General features: G+C 69.6%; 14 protein-coding genes. 3 read left to right on the plus strand and 11 right to left on the minus strand.

Annotated elements, in window-relative coordinates:
* The first annotated feature begins 15 nt into the window (after positions 1-15).
* Positions 16-1,056: a LacI family DNA-binding transcriptional regulator gene (locus EAO72_RS15520; RefSeq protein ID WP_261991484.1), complete on the plus strand. Its 1,041-nt coding sequence runs from the start codon at positions 16-18 to the stop codon at positions 1,054-1,056.
* 76 nt (positions 1,057-1,132) lie between these two features.
* On the opposite strand, the gene EAO72_RS15525 is transcribed toward EAO72_RS15520, so the two are convergent.
* Positions 1,133-1,792: a ThuA domain-containing protein gene (locus tag EAO72_RS15525; RefSeq protein ID WP_148017924.1), complete on the minus strand. Its 660-nt coding sequence runs from the start codon at positions 1,790-1,792 to the stop codon at positions 1,133-1,135.
* 502 nt (positions 1,793-2,294) lie between these two features.
* Between EAO72_RS15525 and EAO72_RS15530 the strand changes: the two genes are divergently transcribed.
* A complete protein-coding gene (locus EAO72_RS15530; RefSeq protein ID WP_187285063.1) occupies positions 2,295-3,044 on the plus strand; it encodes a FadR/GntR family transcriptional regulator in 750 nt (249 codons plus the stop codon).
* Between the two features lie 59 nt (positions 3,045-3,103).
* On the opposite strand, the gene EAO72_RS15535 is transcribed toward EAO72_RS15530, so the two are convergent.
* The 10 genes from EAO72_RS15535 to EAO72_RS15580 form a co-directional block, all read right to left on the minus strand.
* Positions 3,104-5,803 carry a right-handed parallel beta-helix repeat-containing protein gene (locus EAO72_RS15535; RefSeq protein WP_148017925.1) on the minus strand — a complete coding sequence of 900 codons (2,700 nt, stop codon included), beginning with the start codon at positions 5,801-5,803 and terminating at the stop codon, positions 3,104-3,106.
* Between the two features lie 292 nt (positions 5,804-6,095).
* Positions 6,096-6,437: an L-rhamnose mutarotase gene (locus EAO72_RS15540; protein WP_148017926.1), complete on the minus strand. Its 342-nt coding sequence runs from the start codon at positions 6,435-6,437 to the stop codon at positions 6,096-6,098.
* A 133-nt stretch (positions 6,438-6,570) separates the two neighbouring features.
* Positions 6,571-7,413 (minus strand): carbohydrate ABC transporter permease, encoded by an 843-nt coding sequence (locus EAO72_RS15545; RefSeq protein WP_148017927.1) that lies wholly within the window; start codon positions 7,411-7,413, stop codon positions 6,571-6,573.
* Positions 7,410-8,321, minus strand: a complete 912-nt coding sequence (locus EAO72_RS15550) for a carbohydrate ABC transporter permease (protein WP_148017928.1) — start codon at positions 8,319-8,321, stop codon at positions 7,410-7,412. The genes EAO72_RS15545 and EAO72_RS15550 overlap by 4 nt, the downstream gene beginning before the upstream one ends.
* Before the next feature lie 2 nt (positions 8,322-8,323).
* Positions 8,324-9,589 carry an ABC transporter substrate-binding protein gene (locus EAO72_RS15555; protein ID WP_261991485.1) on the minus strand — a complete coding sequence of 422 codons (1,266 nt, stop codon included), beginning with the start codon at positions 9,587-9,589 and terminating at the stop codon, positions 8,324-8,326.
* Positions 9,590-9,679: 90 nt separating this feature from the next.
* Positions 9,680-11,125: a hypothetical protein gene (locus tag EAO72_RS15560; RefSeq protein WP_187285064.1), complete on the minus strand. Its 1,446-nt coding sequence runs from the start codon at positions 11,123-11,125 to the stop codon at positions 9,680-9,682.
* 62 nt (positions 11,126-11,187) lie between these two features.
* Positions 11,188-12,189 carry an aldo/keto reductase gene (locus tag EAO72_RS15565; protein WP_148017931.1) on the minus strand — a complete coding sequence of 334 codons (1,002 nt, stop codon included), beginning with the start codon at positions 12,187-12,189 and terminating at the stop codon, positions 11,188-11,190.
* A gap of 7 nt (positions 12,190-12,196) precedes the next feature.
* Positions 12,197-13,219, minus strand: coding sequence for a hydroxyacid dehydrogenase (locus EAO72_RS15570; protein WP_148017932.1), 1,023 nt, complete (start codon positions 13,217-13,219; stop codon positions 12,197-12,199).
* Entirely contained in the window at positions 13,216-14,418 is a 1,203-nt protein-coding gene (locus tag EAO72_RS15575; protein ID WP_148017933.1) for a mandelate racemase/muconate lactonizing enzyme family protein, read from the minus strand. Before EAO72_RS15575 ends, EAO72_RS15570 begins: the two co-directional genes overlap by 4 nt.
* Before the next feature lie 595 nt (positions 14,419-15,013).
* On the minus strand, positions 15,014-16,171 hold the full coding sequence (locus EAO72_RS15580; protein ID WP_187285065.1) for a GntR family transcriptional regulator: 1,158 nt from the start codon (positions 16,169-16,171) through the stop codon (positions 15,014-15,016).
* A 579-nt stretch (positions 16,172-16,750) separates the two neighbouring features.
* Between EAO72_RS15580 and EAO72_RS15585 the strand changes: the two genes are divergently transcribed.
* A complete protein-coding gene (locus EAO72_RS15585) occupies positions 16,751-18,631 on the plus strand; it encodes a right-handed parallel beta-helix repeat-containing protein (protein WP_148017935.1) in 1,881 nt (626 codons plus the stop codon).
* Positions 18,632-18,692 lie beyond the last annotated feature (61 nt).

The following is an 18,692-nucleotide window of genomic DNA, read 5'->3' on the forward strand; positions in this document are numbered from 1 at the left end:
GATATCGTCTCGGATGTGACCCAGCCACCCCGCCGCCCACGCAAGCGTTCCGCCACCCGTTCGGTGACCCTGTCGGACGTGGCGGCGGCGGCCGGGGTGTCCGCCCAGACGGTCTCCCGGGTCGTGCGCGACCCGCGGTCGGTGCCGGACGAGACCCGGGCCAACGTCGAAGCGGCCATCGCGGCGACCGGCTACGTGCCCAATCTCGCCGCCAGCAACCTGGCGTCGAACCGCAGCCGCACSGTCGGTGTCCTGGTCCCGCAGATCAACGCGTCGGTCTTCGCGGACACCGTTCACGCCTTCTCGACCGTCCTGGCGGCCCACGGCTACCAGATCTTCGTCGGCACGACCGACTACCGGCCGGAGCACGAGGAGGACGTGCTGCGGAGTTTCCTCGGCCGGCGGCCGGACGGACTGCTCATGGTGGGAACCGACCACACCCCCGGAACCCGTGCCCTGCTGGCCGCCGCTGGAGTGCCCGTCGTGGAGACCTGGGGCTGGTCGGACGATCCGGTGGACCTGCTGGTCGGCTTCTCCAACGCGGCGGCGGCCGCCGCGATGGTCGGGCACCTCGTGGAACGGGGCCGGCGCAGGATCACGTTCGCCGGGCGGCACACCTCCGGGGACCCCCGGGCCGCCGAGCGGCTCGACGGCTACGCGACCGCTGTCCGTGAGCTGCTGGGGACTGCTCCGCGCACGGTGGACGCGGGGCCGGAGCCCGTCACCATGGACACCGGCGTCACGCTCCTGGACCTTGTGCTGGAGCGGCATCCGGACTCGGACGCCGTGATGTTCTCCAGCGACGTCTTCGCCGCCGGTGCCCTGCAGGCGTGCGTGCGCCGGGGGATCGACGTCCCCGGCACGCTGGCCCTGGCCGGGTTCGGCGACTTCGAGCTGGCCCGGCACCTCGTCCCCTCGCTCACCACCGTGGCGGTGCCCGGCACGCTCATCGGCGAGCTGGGGGCCGAGTTGCTGCTGGAGAGGATGCGCGGCACCCCGGTCGGCGTTCCGCACCGGGACGTGGGCTACCGGGTCGTCGCCCGCGCAAGCTCCTGACGCACGGGTCGCCGCCGGGGCGGATCCCGCTGAGGCCCGGGGCGGCCGGCGCACCGGCGGGCGGCCGCCCCGGACCTCAGCGTGCTGCCCAGACCAGGCCCCGTTCGACCATCTTCGCGGTCTGCGGCACCTCCAGGTCCGCGACGCGGTGGCCGAGGGTGCAGACGAAGACCCGGCCGGCTCCCCAGCGGCGCGTCCACACGACGGGGAACTCGACCGGCTCGTCCCACTGGCCGCCGTCGGGGGAGAGGACCGAGGTGGCCAGCACCGTGTTCAGAGTGTCCGTCAGCACCCAGTAGTGCTCGGTGAGGACGTCGAAGTCCTCGATGCCCTGGGTGATCTGGCCGTCCCGCTCCGGCAGGGCCGTGATGCGGACGGTGAAGTCCTGGAACCCGTCCGGGTGCCACAGGAACCGTCCGCCCACCATGCGCAGATAGCGAGCGGCGGCGACATTCGTTCCGATGACGCCGCCGTGCCAGCCGGCGAAACCCGTTCCCGCCTCCACGGCCGACACGAGCGTCGTCTCCTGGAGGAGCGTCAGTTCACCCCCGGACCATGAGTGGACGACGAGGTCGGTGGCGGCGAGCAGGTCCGCATCCTCGTACACCGAGAGGTCCTCGGCGACGGATACGTCGAACCCCGCGCGTTCGAGCCGGGGAATGAACATCCGGGTGCATCCGACCGGGTCGTGCCCCTCCCAGCCGCCGCGTACCACCAGGGCGTTGCGCTGACTCACTTCGGATTGCCTCCGTACGGTGTCGGTTGTGCCTGCGGCTCCGATGGTTCCGCTCAGCCGCTGCCGGGCGGAACCGCGCCTGGTCGATTACTGCCGGCTCCCTCAACACCCCATCCCTGAGTGCGAATTGAGGACCGGGGAGTAACCTGATGCCAAGCGCTCCAGGTCTTCCTGTGGTCACGCTCCTCGGCCCGCCGTTTCCGTCCTGGCCGTGGACCGGAACCCAGTGACATGCGTCGCACCCCGCCTTCGGTCGAAGCGTGTCGCACGGTGGTGACGGGCGAATCCCGCCCCCGGGCCCTGGCCGTGCGTGCCCGAAGTGCCTTTCGCGGGCGACCGGTCCGGCCCCGGGCATGCTCTCGCTTCCGGGGCGGTGGCGTGACCGGAAACCTCAGTCATCACTTATGATACGAGTGATGACCTTAGCATGTTCCGCTAGCCTTGAGCCCTCGGACAGTGGGGACCGGGCACACCTGCACACACATTGGGAGTCGCTGACCAGATGAGTAACCCATCCGCGGACGCCGTTGCCGTGTCCCCCCGTCAACGGCGTCGGCCTCCCCTCGCCGCCGCCGTCGTGCAGAGCCTGGCGACGGCCATCGTGCTCGGCGAGTACCCGCCCGGAACGGCACTTCCCTCGGCGGGCGTCCTGTGCGAACAGTACGAGGTGAGCCGCACCGTCATCCGTGAGGCGACCATGGCCCTCTCCGAGAAGGGCCTCGTCGCGACGCGCCAGGGATGGGGGACGGTCGTCCTCGATCAGGAGCAGTGGAGTCTGCTCGACCCCCTGATCCTCGACGCGCTCTTCCAACGGAAGGACCGGCTGGTCTTCCTCGACAATCTGATCGAGATCCGGACGACCCTCGAGTGCGCCATGTCCGCCCGCGCGGCGCGTCTCATGGACGACACGCAGGCGGCGGCGCTCTCGGCCAAGCTCGACGAACTCGCGGCTCTGCGAGGTGACCCGGAGGCCTACTCCCGCGCCGACATCGAGTTCCACGAGATCATCCACCGTGCGTCGCGGGACGCGTTCGGGCGCGCCATCGTGTCGAGCATCCAGGGCAAGGCCGTGCGCTACCCCCAGTACAGCGGCGATCCCACGCGTGAGCACATCGAGCTGACGCATGAGGCGCACGCACGGATCGCGGCCGCCCTGCTCGCCCAGGACGCCGACGAGGCGGCCGAGGCGATGCGGGACCACATCACGTCCTCCTGGGATCGCCGGCGACCGCTCGACACGTCCGGCGCGTGACGTACGCCGGGGCATCCGTGTGCGTGGATGCCCCGGCGTGAGGAGACGGCGTCACCCGGCTACCGGTGGACGGCGTCGGTGTCGCGGTTCGCCGGGCGGCCGATGCCCTGCGTCGTGACGCTGCGGTTCCACTCCCTGACCCAGGCAGCCCCGTACGACCGCGCCACTGAGCCGGAGGCCGAGAACCTGAGCGTGCCGAGGTCGAGGCCGGTCTCAGCCACCGAGGCGGCCAGGACAGGGCTGGTGTTGACCCGGTTGCTCCACCGCGACAGGCTGTACTGCGCTGCCGGCTCGGCGAAGTCGGCCTTCGTCTCGATGAAGCCGCAGCAGCCGACGATCACCGCGTGGTTGATCTCGACCCGCGACGGCACCCAGACCGAGTCGGGATCCTCCCACACCGTCGCGCGGCTGCAGCCGTTGGTCCCGGACGTGGTGTAGACGGCGGCCGTGCACTCCTCGCCCGTCGCGGTCACGCGTGGCACGTACCAGTCGTTGACCTCCGGATACGTGATCGGCTTTCCGTCGGAGTACTTCTGCTTCCCGTTCGTGTAGTGCGCGTGCCAGGCGGCGACGGTCCGGGGGGTCGCGCTGTACTTCTCGCCCTCGCGGACGTCGAGGAACGTGTTGTAACGGCTCTCCAGCACCCAGCTGTTGGCCAGGGGAAGGCGCGTCTCGCCGTTCTTGTGGTAGATGCCGCCGTGGCCCACGTGGTCCACCCCGATGAACACGTTGTCGTTCGCGGTGTTGCTGTGGCCGGAGTTGAAGTTGACGCCGGACTTCGCGTCGCTCACGACGTTGTGGTGGAAGCGGACTCCGGTCGCGCCGTCGTCCATGTACAGGGCGTCGTTGGAACCCCCGATCTTCTCGAAGTGGTTGTAGGCGATCTCGTTGCCGAGGTAGGTGAAGTCCCGCCCGGCGTAGACGGCCCCCATGTCGCCCGCGTTCTTCACCACGTCGTAGAAGTGGTTGTGGTTGACGCGCATGTCGTTGCCCATGATCTGCACGGCCATGTGCGGAGCGTCGTGGACGTAGTTGTACTCGAACGTGTTCCCCACGCCGTACATGTAGCCGGCCGGGGTGTACGTGGCGAGTTTGGAGAAGCGTGTGATCTCGTTGTGGCGGGCGACGTTGTTTCCGCGTTCGAGCGTGGCGCGGTCGCCGCCGCCGAGCAGTACGCCTCCGCCGCCGAGATCGTGGAGGTAGGAGTTCTGCACGACGTTGTCGTGCCCGCCCTGCACGGTCTCGTAGTCCGGCATGCTGGTGATCGTGTCCGTCGTGCGCCCGATCCGGATCGCGTCCATGCTCACATTGGAGATGTCGACCCCGTCGATGAGGGTCCCGACGGCGTCCAGCAGCTGCACGCCGCTGATCAGCGACCCGGTCATGGCCAGGCCGCGGACCGTCACGCCCCGGGTGCCGTCGAGCAGCATGAAGTTCTTGTCGAACGTCTGCAGCGTGGTGGTCCTGCCCTCGACCGTGCCGTTCGGGGGCCGGTAGTAGAGGACGTCGTTGTCGTGGTAGCGGTCGATGTAGTACTCGCCGGCCGTGTCCATCTCCGACAGGACGTTGAGCACCTTGACCTTGGTCCAGGAGTCCTGCGGGATGTACATGGAGGGGTACTTCGTATACAGCTGCTCGCCGCTCCACGACAGGATGCGCACCATGTCGTTGGCGTAGTTGTTGCCGAGGTAGCCCGAGAGCCAGCCCTCCGTCTCGGACTCGGTGTTGTCGATGTCCTCGATCCAGCGCGGATCCAGCTGGACCGGTACGTCGGAGTACTCGCCGAATCCGCGGGTGCCCGGATCATCCACCACGGGCACCGCCTCGGGTGCCCAGTTCCGGTAGCGGTCGCCACTGACGGCGCGGCCGCCGACGGTGAAGACGGACGGGGTCATGCGCCGCATCTCCTCCGGGCTCCAGGTGTCCCGCTGCCCGGTGTCGGGAAGGAACTGCTTCTTGTCCTCGAACTGGGCGCGGGGCGTCGTGCCGGAGCCGTTCCAGGCGCTCTCCGGCCCGAAGCGGGCGTCCGGGTCCACGTTCATCAGGTCCCGGGGGCCGTCGGCCTTCCACTTGGCTCCCGTCCCCCACAGGTGGCAGGCGGTCTCCGTGGTGGTGCACGCGTCGCCGTTCGGGTACTCGGCCAGGGTCTGGGTGCCGCCGTCGACGACGAGTTCCGGAGCGAACGGCTGCTGGACCCAGTTGAAGCCGTTCTTGTAGAGCGTGCCCGGGTCGATCCCGTGCGCGCCGAGGTCGAACACCCATACGCCGTCGCGCAGTTCCGGTGTGTTCAGACGGGTGTTGGAGGAGTACCGGGGCTCGGCGAGCGTGTCGTCCGAGAGGTCGGTGAGCCTCTGCCACCCGTCCGCCGGAAGTTCGTGCGACCCGGTCAGCGTGACCGTCTCATCGCGGTACGCAGCGTACGTCACCCATGAGTTCTCCTTGCCGCTGAGCCGGACGGTGTCGTCGAGGACGTATGTCCCGCCCCGGAGGTACACCGTGCCGCGTGCCTCGGCCGAGGTGCGGCCGGCCAGCGCGTCCCGCGCCGCCGTGATCGTCCGCAGCGGGGCATCGCGGCTCCCGCTGTTTCCGTCGTCGCCGTCCGAGGCCGACACGTAGACCGTGAGGGCCCCGGAGGAGGCCGCCTGGCCGGACGGCGCGGCCGACGCGGTGCCGGCCGCCGGCACGCCGACGCTCGTCACCAGCGCCAGGGCGACGGAGCCCAGCAGGGTCCGCGCCGGTCGTCTCCCGGTTCGTGACATGAAGGAGCCTTTCGTTGGATTCCGTGATTCCGTCCCGGACGCGACAGCCGGTCCTCTTCGAGGCGTCCCGGCGTCCCGGCGTCCCGGCGGCCATGAGCGGACGCCGGAGAGGAGCCCGACAGCCCCTGTGCAGCCCGGGCCAGAACCGCAGGCAAACAGAACATGTATGACATGTGCAGACTATGACTCCCGTTGACCCCGCACAAGCGTCGCGACAGGACCGGGCGCCGGAGACCGGGCGCGAGGGGGCGGGGCGGTGGGAGATGGCCGGGCGGAGCCCGCGGACGGCGCGTCAGTCCAGATGGAAGACCTCCTCCGCGTCCACCCAGCGCTCCCCGGGCTCCGCCGAGCCGAGAGGCTGCTGGCAGGGATCGGTGAGGGTCCACCACCACTGGGTCTCCGGGTCGGCGGCGACGGCGGCCATGTCGGCGTCGTAGTCGTCGCCGGTGTACTCGTAGTAGGCGAACAGTGTGTGGTCGCGCAGGAAGATGGAGTACGACGTGATGTGGGCGCGGGACAGGGTGTCCAGGACCGGCTGCGGGACCGACCGGTGCAACTCCCGGTATTTCTCTTCCTGTTCCGGGCGCAGGCGGATCACGGACGCTACACGGCGCGGGGTACGGGGGGCGGGCATGGCGAGGCTCCTTCATGACGCGGGCCAACGGCCTCTGCCGGCCGGGCGGAAGGGCCGGGCCGGTCGGATGTGGGGGAGGAGAGGGACGGGCGGGGCCGGCCGGAGGACGCCCGGCCGGCCCCGCCGTCGGGGATCAGCCCTTCACGGCTCCTGCCGCGAGGCCGCTCATGACGTGACGTTGCATCACGACGAAGATCACCAGAATGGGGATCACGGCGAGCAGCAGGGTCGGGAACACCTTGGTGTAGTCCGTCGAGTACTGGCCGACGGCGGCGTACACACCGGTGGTGACGGTGTAGACGTCACTGCCGGGGCCGAGGATCATCTGCGGACTGGCGAAGTCGTTCCACACGCTCAGGGAGTTCAGGATGAACACGGTGGCGATGATCGGCCGCATCAGCGGCACGATGATCCGCCACAGCGTGTGGTACTTGCCGGCCCCGTCGATGGCCGCGGCCTCGTCCAGCGACCGGGGCAGCACGCGGATGTAGCCGAAGAAGACGAACAGCGTGAACGGGATGGTGGTGGCTGTCATGAAGAGGATGAGGCCGGGCATCGTGCCCATCAGTCCCACGGCGCGGAGCACGAAGATGACCGGCACCAGGATCACCTGGGTCGGGATGAACATCCCCGCGATGAAGAAGAACAGCAACAGCCGGGAGATCAGCTTCGGTGTGCGGGCCAGTACGTAGGCTGCGGGCGCGCACACCACCATGGCCAGCGCGTTCACACAGAGCACCAGCGCCAGCGTGGTGCCGTAGCCCTTGAGAATGCTGAAGTCGGGGTTGTTCCACGCGTCCGCGAGGTGCTGGAACGTCGCGGTGCCGAGGTCCAGGGTGAAAGGGTTGCTGAGGATTTCCCGCTGACTCTTGAAGGCGTTGACCACCAGGAGGTACATCGGCACGAGCATGCCGAGGGACGTCAGGGTGACGAACGCCACGCGCAGGGCGGCGGCCGAGGTGGGTGTCTTCTTCATCCGATGGACTCCGCGTCGTTCTCGGCGCGCCTGCGCAGGAAGAGGACCGTGAGGGACAAGGCCGCGGCCGCGAGGATCAGCAGCACGGCCTGGGCCGATGCCAAGCCGATGTTCCGCTGGGGGAACGAGACCGCGAGGATCGAGTAGGCGAGGGTCTTGGTCGATCCCGCGGGACCGCCCCCGGTCAGCGACACGACGACGTCGTACGTCTTCAGCAGCGAGATGCCCGAGGTGATGACGGCGACCGTCACCGTGGAAGCCAGCGATGGCCAGGTGACGGCACGGAAGGTCTGCCACCGGCCGGCTCCGTCGAGCTTCGCCGCCTCCAGCAGATCCTCCGGCACGGCCTGGAGCCCCGCCAGATACAGGATCAACTGCACGCCGAACAGGGACCAGACGATGACGAGGATCATCGACCACAGAGCCCAGTCGGGGTCGCTGAGGAAAGGCAGGCCGTCGGTTCCGACCTTCTCCAGCATGGTGTTGACCACACCCTGGGGCCCGAGGATCGCCTGCCAGAGGAAGCCGACGACCAGCGCGCTCAGGACATGCGGGTAGAACATGACCACCCGGCCGAAGGTGTTGAACCGGTTGGTGCGCTTCAGCAGCAGCGCGAGGCCGAGCGCCGCGACGTTGACGACGACCGCGCCCACCACGGCCACCACGGCGGTGATCACCATGGTGCCCGTCATGTCGTCGGAATCGAAGATGGTGCGGTAGTTGTCCAGCCCGATGAACTCGGGGACGCGGGTGGGGAATCCGTTGTACTCGGTGAAGCTGTAGTAGAACGCGTAGATCACCGGTACGACCAGGAGTGCGGCGTAGATCAGAACCGCGGGGACGACCATGCTGATACTGGCGCCCGCGTTGCGCCATCGCCGCTGCTTCGAGGGGAGTGTGCGTGCCATGGTCAGCGGTTCTCGTCGGTCCACTGGTCGATGGCCTTGGCGGCCTCGGCCGGGCTCGCCCCCGTGTAGAGGCTCTGAGCGACCTCGGTGAACTCGGGGTTGAAGCCCGTCACCGGCAGCCGGACATTGCCCTGGCCCTCGCCCACGGCGACGAGCGCGGGAGCATGATCGAGAATGCCCTGGATCAGGGCGTCGGTTCCGGTCTGCTTGACGTCCGACTCCTGGCGGAACACCCCGTCGGAACCGAGCTGTGCCTTGACGGCCGCCGGGTCGGTCACGAGGAACTCCACCAGCCGCTTCGCGCCGGCTTCGTCCGACGCGCCCTTGTGGACCATGTACGGGTTGGCCATGGTGGCGCCCTGCGGACCGGGATAGCTCTTGCCGTCAGCGGCGGGCGGGGAGAACACGCCCACCTCGAAGGGCAGTTTCCCGGCCTTGGCCAGCGTGGCGGCGAACCAGCTGCCGTTGGTGTAGAGACCGGCCTTGCCGGCGATGAAGTTACCGTCCGCCTGCGAGGGGTTGAGCCCGGCGTCGCTCTTGGCTATGTATCCGGCGTCGATCCAGTCCGCGTACATCTGGAAGGCGGGCTTGTAGGCATCGCCCACGGTGAGCTTCTCGTCCGTGACGGCGCTCTGCCACTTCGGGTGGAGCTCGTTGAGCGTCGGGTGGTAGATCTGCTGGAGCTGGAGGCCGGTCTGGTAGTCGCCCGCGGTCTGCATCGGCGTGTAGCCGGCCTTCTTGAGCTTGCCCAGATCGGCCGTCATCTCCTTCCATGTGGTCGGAGTCGCGGTGATGCCGGCCTTCTCGAACGCGGTCTTGTTGTAGTAGACGAGCGACTGGGTCTGGGTGCCTACGCCGACGGCGAAGTGCGTGTCGCCGATGGCGTACGCGTCGAACATCGGGGTCCCCTTGGCCCAGGCCTCACCGCTGAGGTCGACCAGCTCCGGAGCCGTGTCGTCGTCAGGGAAGATGGACTGGATGACATCGGGGGCGGTCCCCGCGGCAAGTTGCTGGGGGAAGGACTCGGCGACGGACTTGCCGGTCGGGCCCTCGATCTTCACCTTCAGACCCGTCTCGTCCTCGAACGGCTTGACCAGCTTCTCCCAGTAGGCCCGGTCGAGGTTGTCGGTCAGGTTGACCATCATCCGGATCTCGCCGTCCTTGCCGCCGGACGTACCGGAGCCCGATGAGCAGGCCGCGAGGAGCAGCAGCGGAACCACAGCGGCAAGGGCGGCTCCGCGCGCCTTGCTCCCTCGGTTGGCAGACATCATTGTCGACTCTCTTTTCCTCGGTAGGGAAAGCTGGTGATCAACGTTCGCTGGACTGCGGGGGGTGCGGATGCGGGTCGTGCCCCGGTGTCACAGCCGCCCCCGGTAGGGCAGGGGGCCGACGGCCGTGATGTCGGTGAGTGCCTCGTCGCCGTCGACGCGGTAGATGCCGTCGTTGGCGACGAAGAACTCGAGCGCGGCCGGATACCGCAGGTCCTCGGGCAGCGGCTCACGGTCGGTCCAGGCGAAGAACTCCCGGGTGAAGATGGCCTTGTCCTTGCGTCCGTAGATGTGCAGGTCCCCCGCGGTCAGCGGTGACCGCACGCACCAGTGGACGCCGGACTCGGCCCAGAAGGCGCGGTCGCTGATCAGTACCGACTGCCGGTCCCGGGGGGCAAGCACCTTGTCCCAGAAGCCGTCGCCCGGTCCCAGTCGCGCCATCAGGAACATCAGGTCGTGGGCGTGCCAGGCGGTGCTGGGCGCGATGTCGGCCTCGTTGTGCCAGCCACTGGCGGAGGCGAAGTAGCCACCGGGCGTCTGGTAGCCCGCATAGGTGGCCAGGCACGACTCGGTGAACGCTTCCAGCTCGGCGTCGGGACCCTCGGCCAGCACCTCGTGGATGCCGTAGAGCGTCAGGCCCATGCCCGCGATCAGCATGGGAGTGTCCGTCTTCAGGGCGCGGTCGCCCTGGACGTACCAGTAGCGGTGGTAGCGGACGGCGCCGGTTTCGTCGGTCCACGCCGAGCGGGCCACGTGCCGGCACAGCCGCCTCGCCTCGGCCAGCAGCTCCGGATCGCCCTGGGCACGGTAGCCGAGCACCAAGGGGACGATCATGAGGCCGTAGTACTCGGCCGGTTCCAGAATGCCGCCCTCGGTACGGTCCTGCACGGTGCGGAACGTGCCGGAGCTGTCCGCGTCGGGTACACCCCGGTGGTGGAACAGGCGCACCAGGGTGGCGAGGTCCTCGGGTATCTGCTCCGCGTAGGTCTTGTCGTCGGCCAGCTCCGTGTAGAGCTGTTTGACCCACACCCGGGCGTACTCCTGGTTGCAGGTGCCGTCCTCACCGGCCCGGCCGCCCCCGTACATCTCGCACGCGTCGAGATTGCGGCGTACGGCCGCGAGCGCGGCGTCCACCTCGTCGTCGGGCAGCAGATGACGTGCGTGCTTCAGCGCGAGCAGCACACCGAGGCTGCCGACGGCGTTGTGGATGAGGCCGGTGGTCGCCGACTCACCGACCTGGAAGCCGATGTGCTGGTACTGGCCGTCGTCCTGGAACTCCGTGGCCTGGTAGCGCACCAGACGCCGCAGCAGCGCGATGCCCCGCTCGTCGGGCTGCTGCGCCAGGGCCTGTGCGAAGGCCCCGACGGCCGGGCCGGCGAACGTGGTGTGCCCGCTGGTGAAGTCGAGGAAGGTGAAGGGGTTCGTGCCCCACACGCTGTGGTTGTGGAAGCCGTTGACCGCGCCTTCCTCCGTGATCCAGCTGTGCAGCCAGCCGGCGAGTGCGGCCGTGTCCGGCTCGGGCGTACGGTGTTCCATGGCGTTCCTTCCGTAGTGATGACACGGCCGTGCGGCATCCGGCCGCGCGGAGCCGGTGACGTTCATGTCCGTCCGTCCGCGGCCAGCGTCGCCGGGCTCGCGGGAAGCAGGGACAGCGCGGTCAGTTCGTCCCAGAGGGTGTCGGGGACCAGGGCCGCCAGCCGCTCGGCGTTGATGCGGGACTGGTGGGCGTTCCGTGCGCCGAGGACCACCGAGGTGACCGCCGGGTGTCGCAGGGGGTGGGCGATGGCGGCCTCCGGGAGGCTGCTGCCGTGCCGCTCGCAGACATCGGCGATCGCGGTGGCCCGGCCGAGCACTTCACGGGAGGCCGGCCGGTAGTCGTAGGTGGCGTGCATCGGTGGGCGGGGAGCCGCGAGCAGCCCGGAGTTGTACACCGCGGCGGCGATGACGCCCACGCCCCTCTCCAGGGCGAGCGGGAGCAGTTCGTCCGCGGCGGAGTGGTCGAGCAGGGTGTGGCGGCCGGCCACCATGACGATGTCCACGTCGCAGCGGCGTACGAACTCGGTGAGCATCCCGGTCCGGTTCATTCCGGCGCCCACCGCCTTCACCACCCCCTGGTCGCGCAGTTCGACGAGGGTCTCGACGCCTGTCGTGGACGCCTCCTGCCAGTGGTCGTCGGGGTCGTGGAGATAGACGATGTCGACGTGGTCCAGGCCGAGACGTTCCAGACTGGCCTCCAGGGACCGCAGGATCCCGTCCCGGCTGAAGTCCCAGCTGCGGCGGAACGCCGCGGGCACCACGAATCCGCCGTCGTCGCCGAGGTGTGCCGTCCGCGGACTCGGCACCAGCAGCCGGCCCACTTTGGTGGAGACGGTGTACTGGGACCGGGGACGCCGCGAGAGGGCCGCGCCGAGGCGGCGTTCGGACAGCCCGAGCCCGTAGTGCGGGGCCGTGTCGAAGTAGCGGACGCCGCTCCGCCAGGCCGCGTCGACGGCGCCCGAGGCGTCCTCGTCGCTCGTGACCCGTCCGAGGTTGCCCAACTGTGCTGCGCCGAAGCCGAGTTCTGTCAGAGCCGGGGTGCGTGCGGCGGTTCGGGTACGCATGTGCGCCTCACCGGACCCTGGCGCGCGCGGAGGCCGCGAGGTCCTCCGGGTGGGCGAACGGACGGCCCGACGCGAACCGCTCCACCTCGTCGACGACGGCGTCTCCGATCCGGTGCAGCTCACCGCCCATGGAACCGGCGAGGTGCGGGGTGAGCACGACGTTGTCCAGCGACCACAGGCCACTGTCCGCGGGGAGCGGTTCGGGGTCGGTGACGTCGAGTACGGCGTCGATCCGGCCGCTGCCGAGCTCCGCGGTCAGGGCGTCCTGGTCGACGACGGCTCCACGGGCGGTGTTCACGAGCGTTGCCCCGTCGCGCATGAGGGCGAGCAGGCCCGCGTCGATCTGCCCCCGCGTTCGCGGTGTGAGCGGCTGGTGCAGGGACACGACGTGACTGCTTCTCATGAGTTCGTCGAGCGGCACCGGCCGTGCACCGAGGCCGTTGGCCTCCTCCGCGGTGAGGGTGGGGTCGTACAGGAGCACGTCGACATCGAAGGAGCGGAGCAGGGCGAGGACCGCGCGACCCACTGTGGAGGCGCCGACGATGCCCACGGTCTGCCGGTAGTTGCCGGGTACGGAGTGCGTGGCCGGATGGTCCGGAACGCTCCTGGAACGCCGGAACGCCCGCGCGGCGGGCAGCGCCCGCTTGCCGGCCAGAAGGATCATGGCGAGCGTGTACTCGGCCACCGGAACGGAGTTGGCGGCCCGGGCGTTGGCGGCGACCACCCCGCGGGCAGCGAAGGACTGGGGATCCTCCAGGCAGGTCGCGGCGACACCGCCCGCGTAGACGACGGCCCGCAGCCGGGAGACATACGGGAGGTGGGCGGCGCGGACGACGGGGGCGTTCCAGCCCGCCACGAGGATGTCCGCTCCGGCCAGGGTCTCCCGTGAGCGGGCGGAGTCCAGTTCGGTGAGAACGAGGCCGGTGTCGATGTCGGCGGCCCGGCGAAGGCGGGCGAACGCGTTCTCGTCGAAGAGGGAGCCGGGCAGACCCGGCGGGTTCATCGCGAGGACGGCGCGTGGTCGTGTCACGGGGCGATCCCCTTCCGGGCGCGCCCGACGGCAGCGTTGTCGGTGGGCCGGCCGTCATCTCCGGACTCGGCCACGAGGCGCAGGCCGGCATCGGACGGCCGGACGTGGGGTCCGGCCGGCTGGGCCCAGCCGGCCGTCTCCTCGAGCCGTGCGATCGCCGCCTCGTCGACGGTGATGCCGAGCCCCACGGAGTCACCGAGGACGATACCGCCGTGGGCGATCTCCTGGTCCACGGTGAGTCCCACCGGGGCCGAGGTGTCCTGCACTTCGGTGACGAGGTGGTTGGGGGTCGCGGCGGCGGCGTGGGCGAGGGGGTTGGTCTCGTATCCGACCGGGCTGACGGGCAGGTCCTGGCCGTGGGCGAGGGTGGCGACCCGGAGGAAGTGGGTGATGCCCCAGACGCTGCCGGTCTGCACCACCTGCACGGCGTCCCCGGCCAGGAGAGGACGGAACTGCTCCAGTCCGGTCAGGTTCTCGCCGGTGGCGACGGCAGTGCGTGCGGCTCGCCCGACGGCCCGGTTGCCTGACACGTCCCACCGGCGGACCGGTTCCTCGATCCAGGTGAGGTCGACGTGGCTCTCGATGCGGGCCAGCAGCCGCACCGCCTGGTGCCTGCCCCAGGTCTCGTTGACGTCGAGCATCAGGGCGGGGGAGCGGGTGGTGGCTCGTAGTACGTCCGCCACCGCGTTGAGCCGCGTGATGTCGCGGTCGGTGTCGAGTCCGCCCTTGATCTTGGCTCCGGTGAAGCCGCGTTCGGCCCAGCCGGTGTACAGCGCGACGAGTTGCTCGTCGTCCAGGGCGATGTCCAGGCCGGAGGCGTAACCGGGAACGAAGCGGTCGGCGGCGCCGAGTGTGCGCCACAGTGGTTCACCGGCCATCTTCGCCTTGAGGTCCCACAGCGCCATGTCGAAGGCGCCGATGGTGCCGAACACGGACCCGCCGTGGCCGGCCTTGAACGTGTGGGCCAGCATCCGGTCGTAGAGGGCGGTGACGGCCCGGGGGTCCTGACCCTCGATGGCGGGGAAGATCCGATGGGCCTCGGTGTGGGCCCCCAGGCCCACGCCGGTGAGACCGCCGTCGGTTTCGACCAGGATGAACGGGACTTCGGTGACCCCGCTGGCGACGAAGCCGTTCGCGTCCCCGACGGGGCGGCCCCAGTTGTGCACGGTCCGCAGGGACCGGTATCCGGTGATCTTCATCTGCTCCCCCTCTGAGTGCTCGTTAGCAGCCCCTGGACGGAGGCGCGGGAGGCCTCCGGGGTGGCTGGTGCTTCCCTGGACCGGTGACCTGTGGTCCGGGAAGTCCGGGCGCGGGCCGCGGGGGATGGTGCCGGGGCACGCGGCTCGCGCTCGACGACCGCGCCGTTTGCTGATGTTTCGGGGGCGTTTTCTCTTGGCGCGGGCCATGGCGTCGCGCCGTCGAGGGGGAGGCCCCGTGCCACCCCTTCAACAGTCGTAACGTATCATACAAGTGACGACCTGGAGGCTCTGCGGTAACGCCGAACTCGCCTGTGCTGCACGGTTCGTGGACGGCAAAACGCCATGTCGGAGTACATGCTGTGCCCGATGAGCCCGGATCAGGCCCCGGCAGGTCCGTCGCCCGCACCAGAGGGGGGCGACCTCGCACCCGCGGGCCGGTCGTACACGGTCCGTCCCGGCCGGCCCGACTCCCGTCCGCCCGTGCGGCTGCGTCCGGTGATACCCCGCCCAGGCCCGTGGGCCGGGGCCCGGTTCCGCGTTCTGCCCCGCGCCGTGCGGACCGTCGAGCCGGAGCGTTCCCGAGGCCGCCCGGCTGTCAGCCCGAGGCGCCCGGGCCTTGCGGGCCGGCCAGGTAGCCGTCCACCTCGCCCGCGGCGTGGGCGGCGAACATCGACCCGGCGACCTCGGGATCCCCGGAGCGCAGGACCTCCAGGAGATCCGCGTGGTGCTCGGCCAGCGCGCCCCAGCCGCCGTCGTAGCGGGGGTCGCCCAGTACGTGGAGATCCCAGAGGCTGGTCTCGATCACGCGCCACAGCCGGAGCAGCGCGTCGTTGCCGGCGGCCGCGCACACATGCCGGTGGAACGACATGTCGGCGCTGCGGAAGGCCGCGATGTCGCCGTTGTCCACGGCGAGGCGCAGCCGTGCCACATCGTCCGTCAGCAGCCGTGTGTGCTCGGCGTCCAGGCGGCCGGCCGTGCGACGGGCCACGTACTCCTCGAACATGACCCGGATGTCCCTCACGTCCTGGGCCTGTTGCTCGGGGATCCGGGCCACGCGCGTGCCGCGATGCGGCTGGGAGGTCACCAGGCCCTCGTGCGCGAGGCGCTTGATCGCCTCGCGCGGCGGTGCCTGGCCCGTGCCCACCCGGCGGGCGATGTCCGCCTCCACGAGCGGCTGACCTGGTGCGAGTTCGCCGCTGACGATCCAGTCGCGCAGCAGCGCGTACACGTGGTCCGAGGGCGGCCTGTGCGGGAGGCGTGCCGGGGCGGGGGCCGTTCCCGCCGTGCTTCGGCCGCCCCCTCGCCGGCGCCCGCCCTTCGGCGGTTGCACCCTCTCGGGCAGCTCGGCGGCCTGCTCGCGCCGGATGCGCGCCACGGTGGACTGCGACAGGCCCAGAGCGTCCGACAGGGTGCGGGTGGACGGCACCGGAGTGCCGTCGCCGGCCTGCGCGAGCACCTCCGCGATGCGCGCCTCCGCCTCCCGTCTGGTCACGCTGCGCGGTCGGCCCGAGCGGGGGGCGTCCCTCAGTCCGGCGACGCCCCGGCGCACGTAGCGGTCCCGCCACTTGGCCACCGTGGCGGGACTGACCTGGAACCGCTGAGCCACCTCGGCGTTGGTCAGCCCTTCGGCCAGGGCCAGGACGATGCTGCTGCGCAGACGCACGGCCGCGGGCAGCCGGCGCGAGTAGTCGGACAGGGCCGCCCGGTCCTCCTCGCTGAGCTGGGGAAACGCCTGCGGATCGGAGAATGTCATGGCTTTGCCACTCCACGGTTGGGTGAACTTATGACTCGGAGGGCCACGGGAATGACGTCCCGCACACATCAACTTATTGTTCGCTCCGGCGTATTGACGGCGACCGGGCGCGAACATCTTACTTATCGTGCTCAGCCAGTGACCCACCAGATCGTGCTCGGCGAAGCCCCCGAGGAGGAAACGCTGCGTGAACGTAGGACCGGAGGGACGGGGTCCGGAAGAACCGGCGCTGTGCCTCCCGTCCGGACCTGAACACCCTCCCCGGCCCGGTCCGGGACACCTGGAACGCTCCGGGGGCGACCGCCCCCGATCATGACGGCCCGCGCGACGGCACCCCGTGCCCGCGGTTACCCGGGCCGAATCCTTCCTGCGCCCTTCCGCGCACGTACGGCCCGGGCGGAGCAGTCCTGCGCCCCGGTGACCGGCGGGCGATGACCGACCGAACGTGAAGCCGCGATGACGTGCTCGGACGTCGTCATCGCGTGCAGGAGCACGCCCCGGTGCGCCACGATCCGCGCCCTCCCGGCGGCCGCACGCCCGAACGACAAAGCCACACAACGCACGTGGCAAGGAGACCTCATGCCCCTCACCACCCTCGTACGAGACAGGTCAAGACTTCCCCTGCTGCTGGCGGCCGGCGCCCTGCTGGTCAGCGGAGCGACACTGAACGTCCCCGACGCGCAGGCGCGGGCGGCCGGCTGCAAGGCCACCGATCTCTTCGTCGCGCCCGACGGCAGCGACCGGGCCAAGGGCACCGAGACCAGCCCCTTCAAGACCATCGAAGGCGCCCGCGACCACATCCGCGACAAGGGCCTCAACCGTCCCGGGCGCATGCGGTGCGACATCAACGTCAATCTGCGCGCGGGTGACTACCCGGTCTCCACCACGATCGACTTCGACGACCGGGACTCGGGTGCCGACGGGCACCGGGTGGTCTACCGCTCCTACGACGGCGCGGGCAAGGCCCGTGTGATGGGCGCGGCCCCGGTCACCGGCTGGGAGGAGTACAAGGACGGCATCTACCGTGCGGACGTCGGCACGGACAAGCCCTTCTACACCCTCTTCGAGGACGGCAAGCGTGCCACCACGGCCCGGTATCCCAACCGCAAGTCCGACGACGAGTGGGCCCCCTACATGACCTCCGTGCTCTCCGAGCCGGAGAAGGAGGCCGTCCGCCAGTGGCTGTACTCCAGCCCCGGCGACTGGGACGCGAGCTGGAATCTCGACCAGGCCTCGGCCGTCGTCTGGTCGGGCGGCAGCTGGAGCTGGTTCACCGACACCGTCCCGATCCGGGACTGGAACCCGGCGAAGAACCAGATGACCCTCAAGTACTGGACCCGCTACGCGCTGATGAACTCCCGCGGGGGGTCCCGGTACTTCCTGCAGAACTCGCTGGACTTCCTGGACCAGGCGGGCGAGTACTACATGGACTTCAAGAAGGGCCAGGTGTACTACAAGCCGCGTGGTGACATCAACGACGTCACCGTTCTGCGGCCCACCGTGAAGACGCTGTTCAACCTGGCCGGACCCAGCCCGGACCGGCGCGTGCAGAACCTCTCCCTGGACGGGCTCTCGCTCCAGTACACCGACTTCGTCGACTGGTACCGCTACGGCTGGATCAGCGACGGCGACTCCGGCGAGCCGCACAAGTACCCGGAGTACGACCGGCAGATCGAGCTTCCCCGCAACCGCTTCGGCGCCGTCACCGTGACCAACAGCAAGGACATCACCCTGTCCCGGCTGCACATATCCGACACCGGATACCACGCGGTGTACGCGCTCTTCGCCAACGACGGACTGACGGTCAGGGACAGCCTGCTGGAGAACATCGGCGGCGACGGCATCAAGGTGGAGGGCCCGTACCCGGGCGAGGGCAACACCTCCAACGGCCACCTGCTGACCAACAACTACATCACCCACTACGGCGAACTGGTGCCCGGCGACGCCTCCGGAATCGAGCTCCAGAACACCGGTCACAACACCATCAGCCACAGCCACATCAAGCACAGTGCGCGCTACGGCGTGAGCCTCGAAGTGCGGCCCGAGGTCGCTCCCGCGGACGACTACGCCCGAGACAACACCTTCGAGTACCTGCGCATCGACCAGGCCGGTCTGGACAGCGGTGACATGGGCGCCTTCTACACCTACGGAGTCAGCAACGTCGAACCGCACACGATCGACAACCACGTCCGCCAGATGGTCATCGGCGATGTGATCCCGGACGGTTCCATGCCGGACAGCGGAACCCGCGGTGTCCACATGGACGCCGGCGGCTGCGGGTTCAGCTTCGAGGACATCGAGGTCGGCAAGACCACCGACCAGAGCTACCAGAGCTACCAGTGCAACGACGTGAAGAACGCCAACTGGGAAGACGGTTACGACGCCTCGAAGATGGAGTACGACAAGATCGGTGTCTCCGCCGACTTCCCGTACCCGCTGCCCGAGGGCGACACCCAGTGACCGGTCTCTGACCGGACACCCCGAGAGGTACGGGCCCGTCCGCGGGACCGGCGACGGTCCC

The organism is Streptomyces sp. OR43 (assembly GCF_008042275.1).
In the GTDB taxonomy this organism is placed as follows: domain Bacteria; phylum Actinomycetota; class Actinomycetes; order Streptomycetales; family Streptomycetaceae; genus Streptomyces.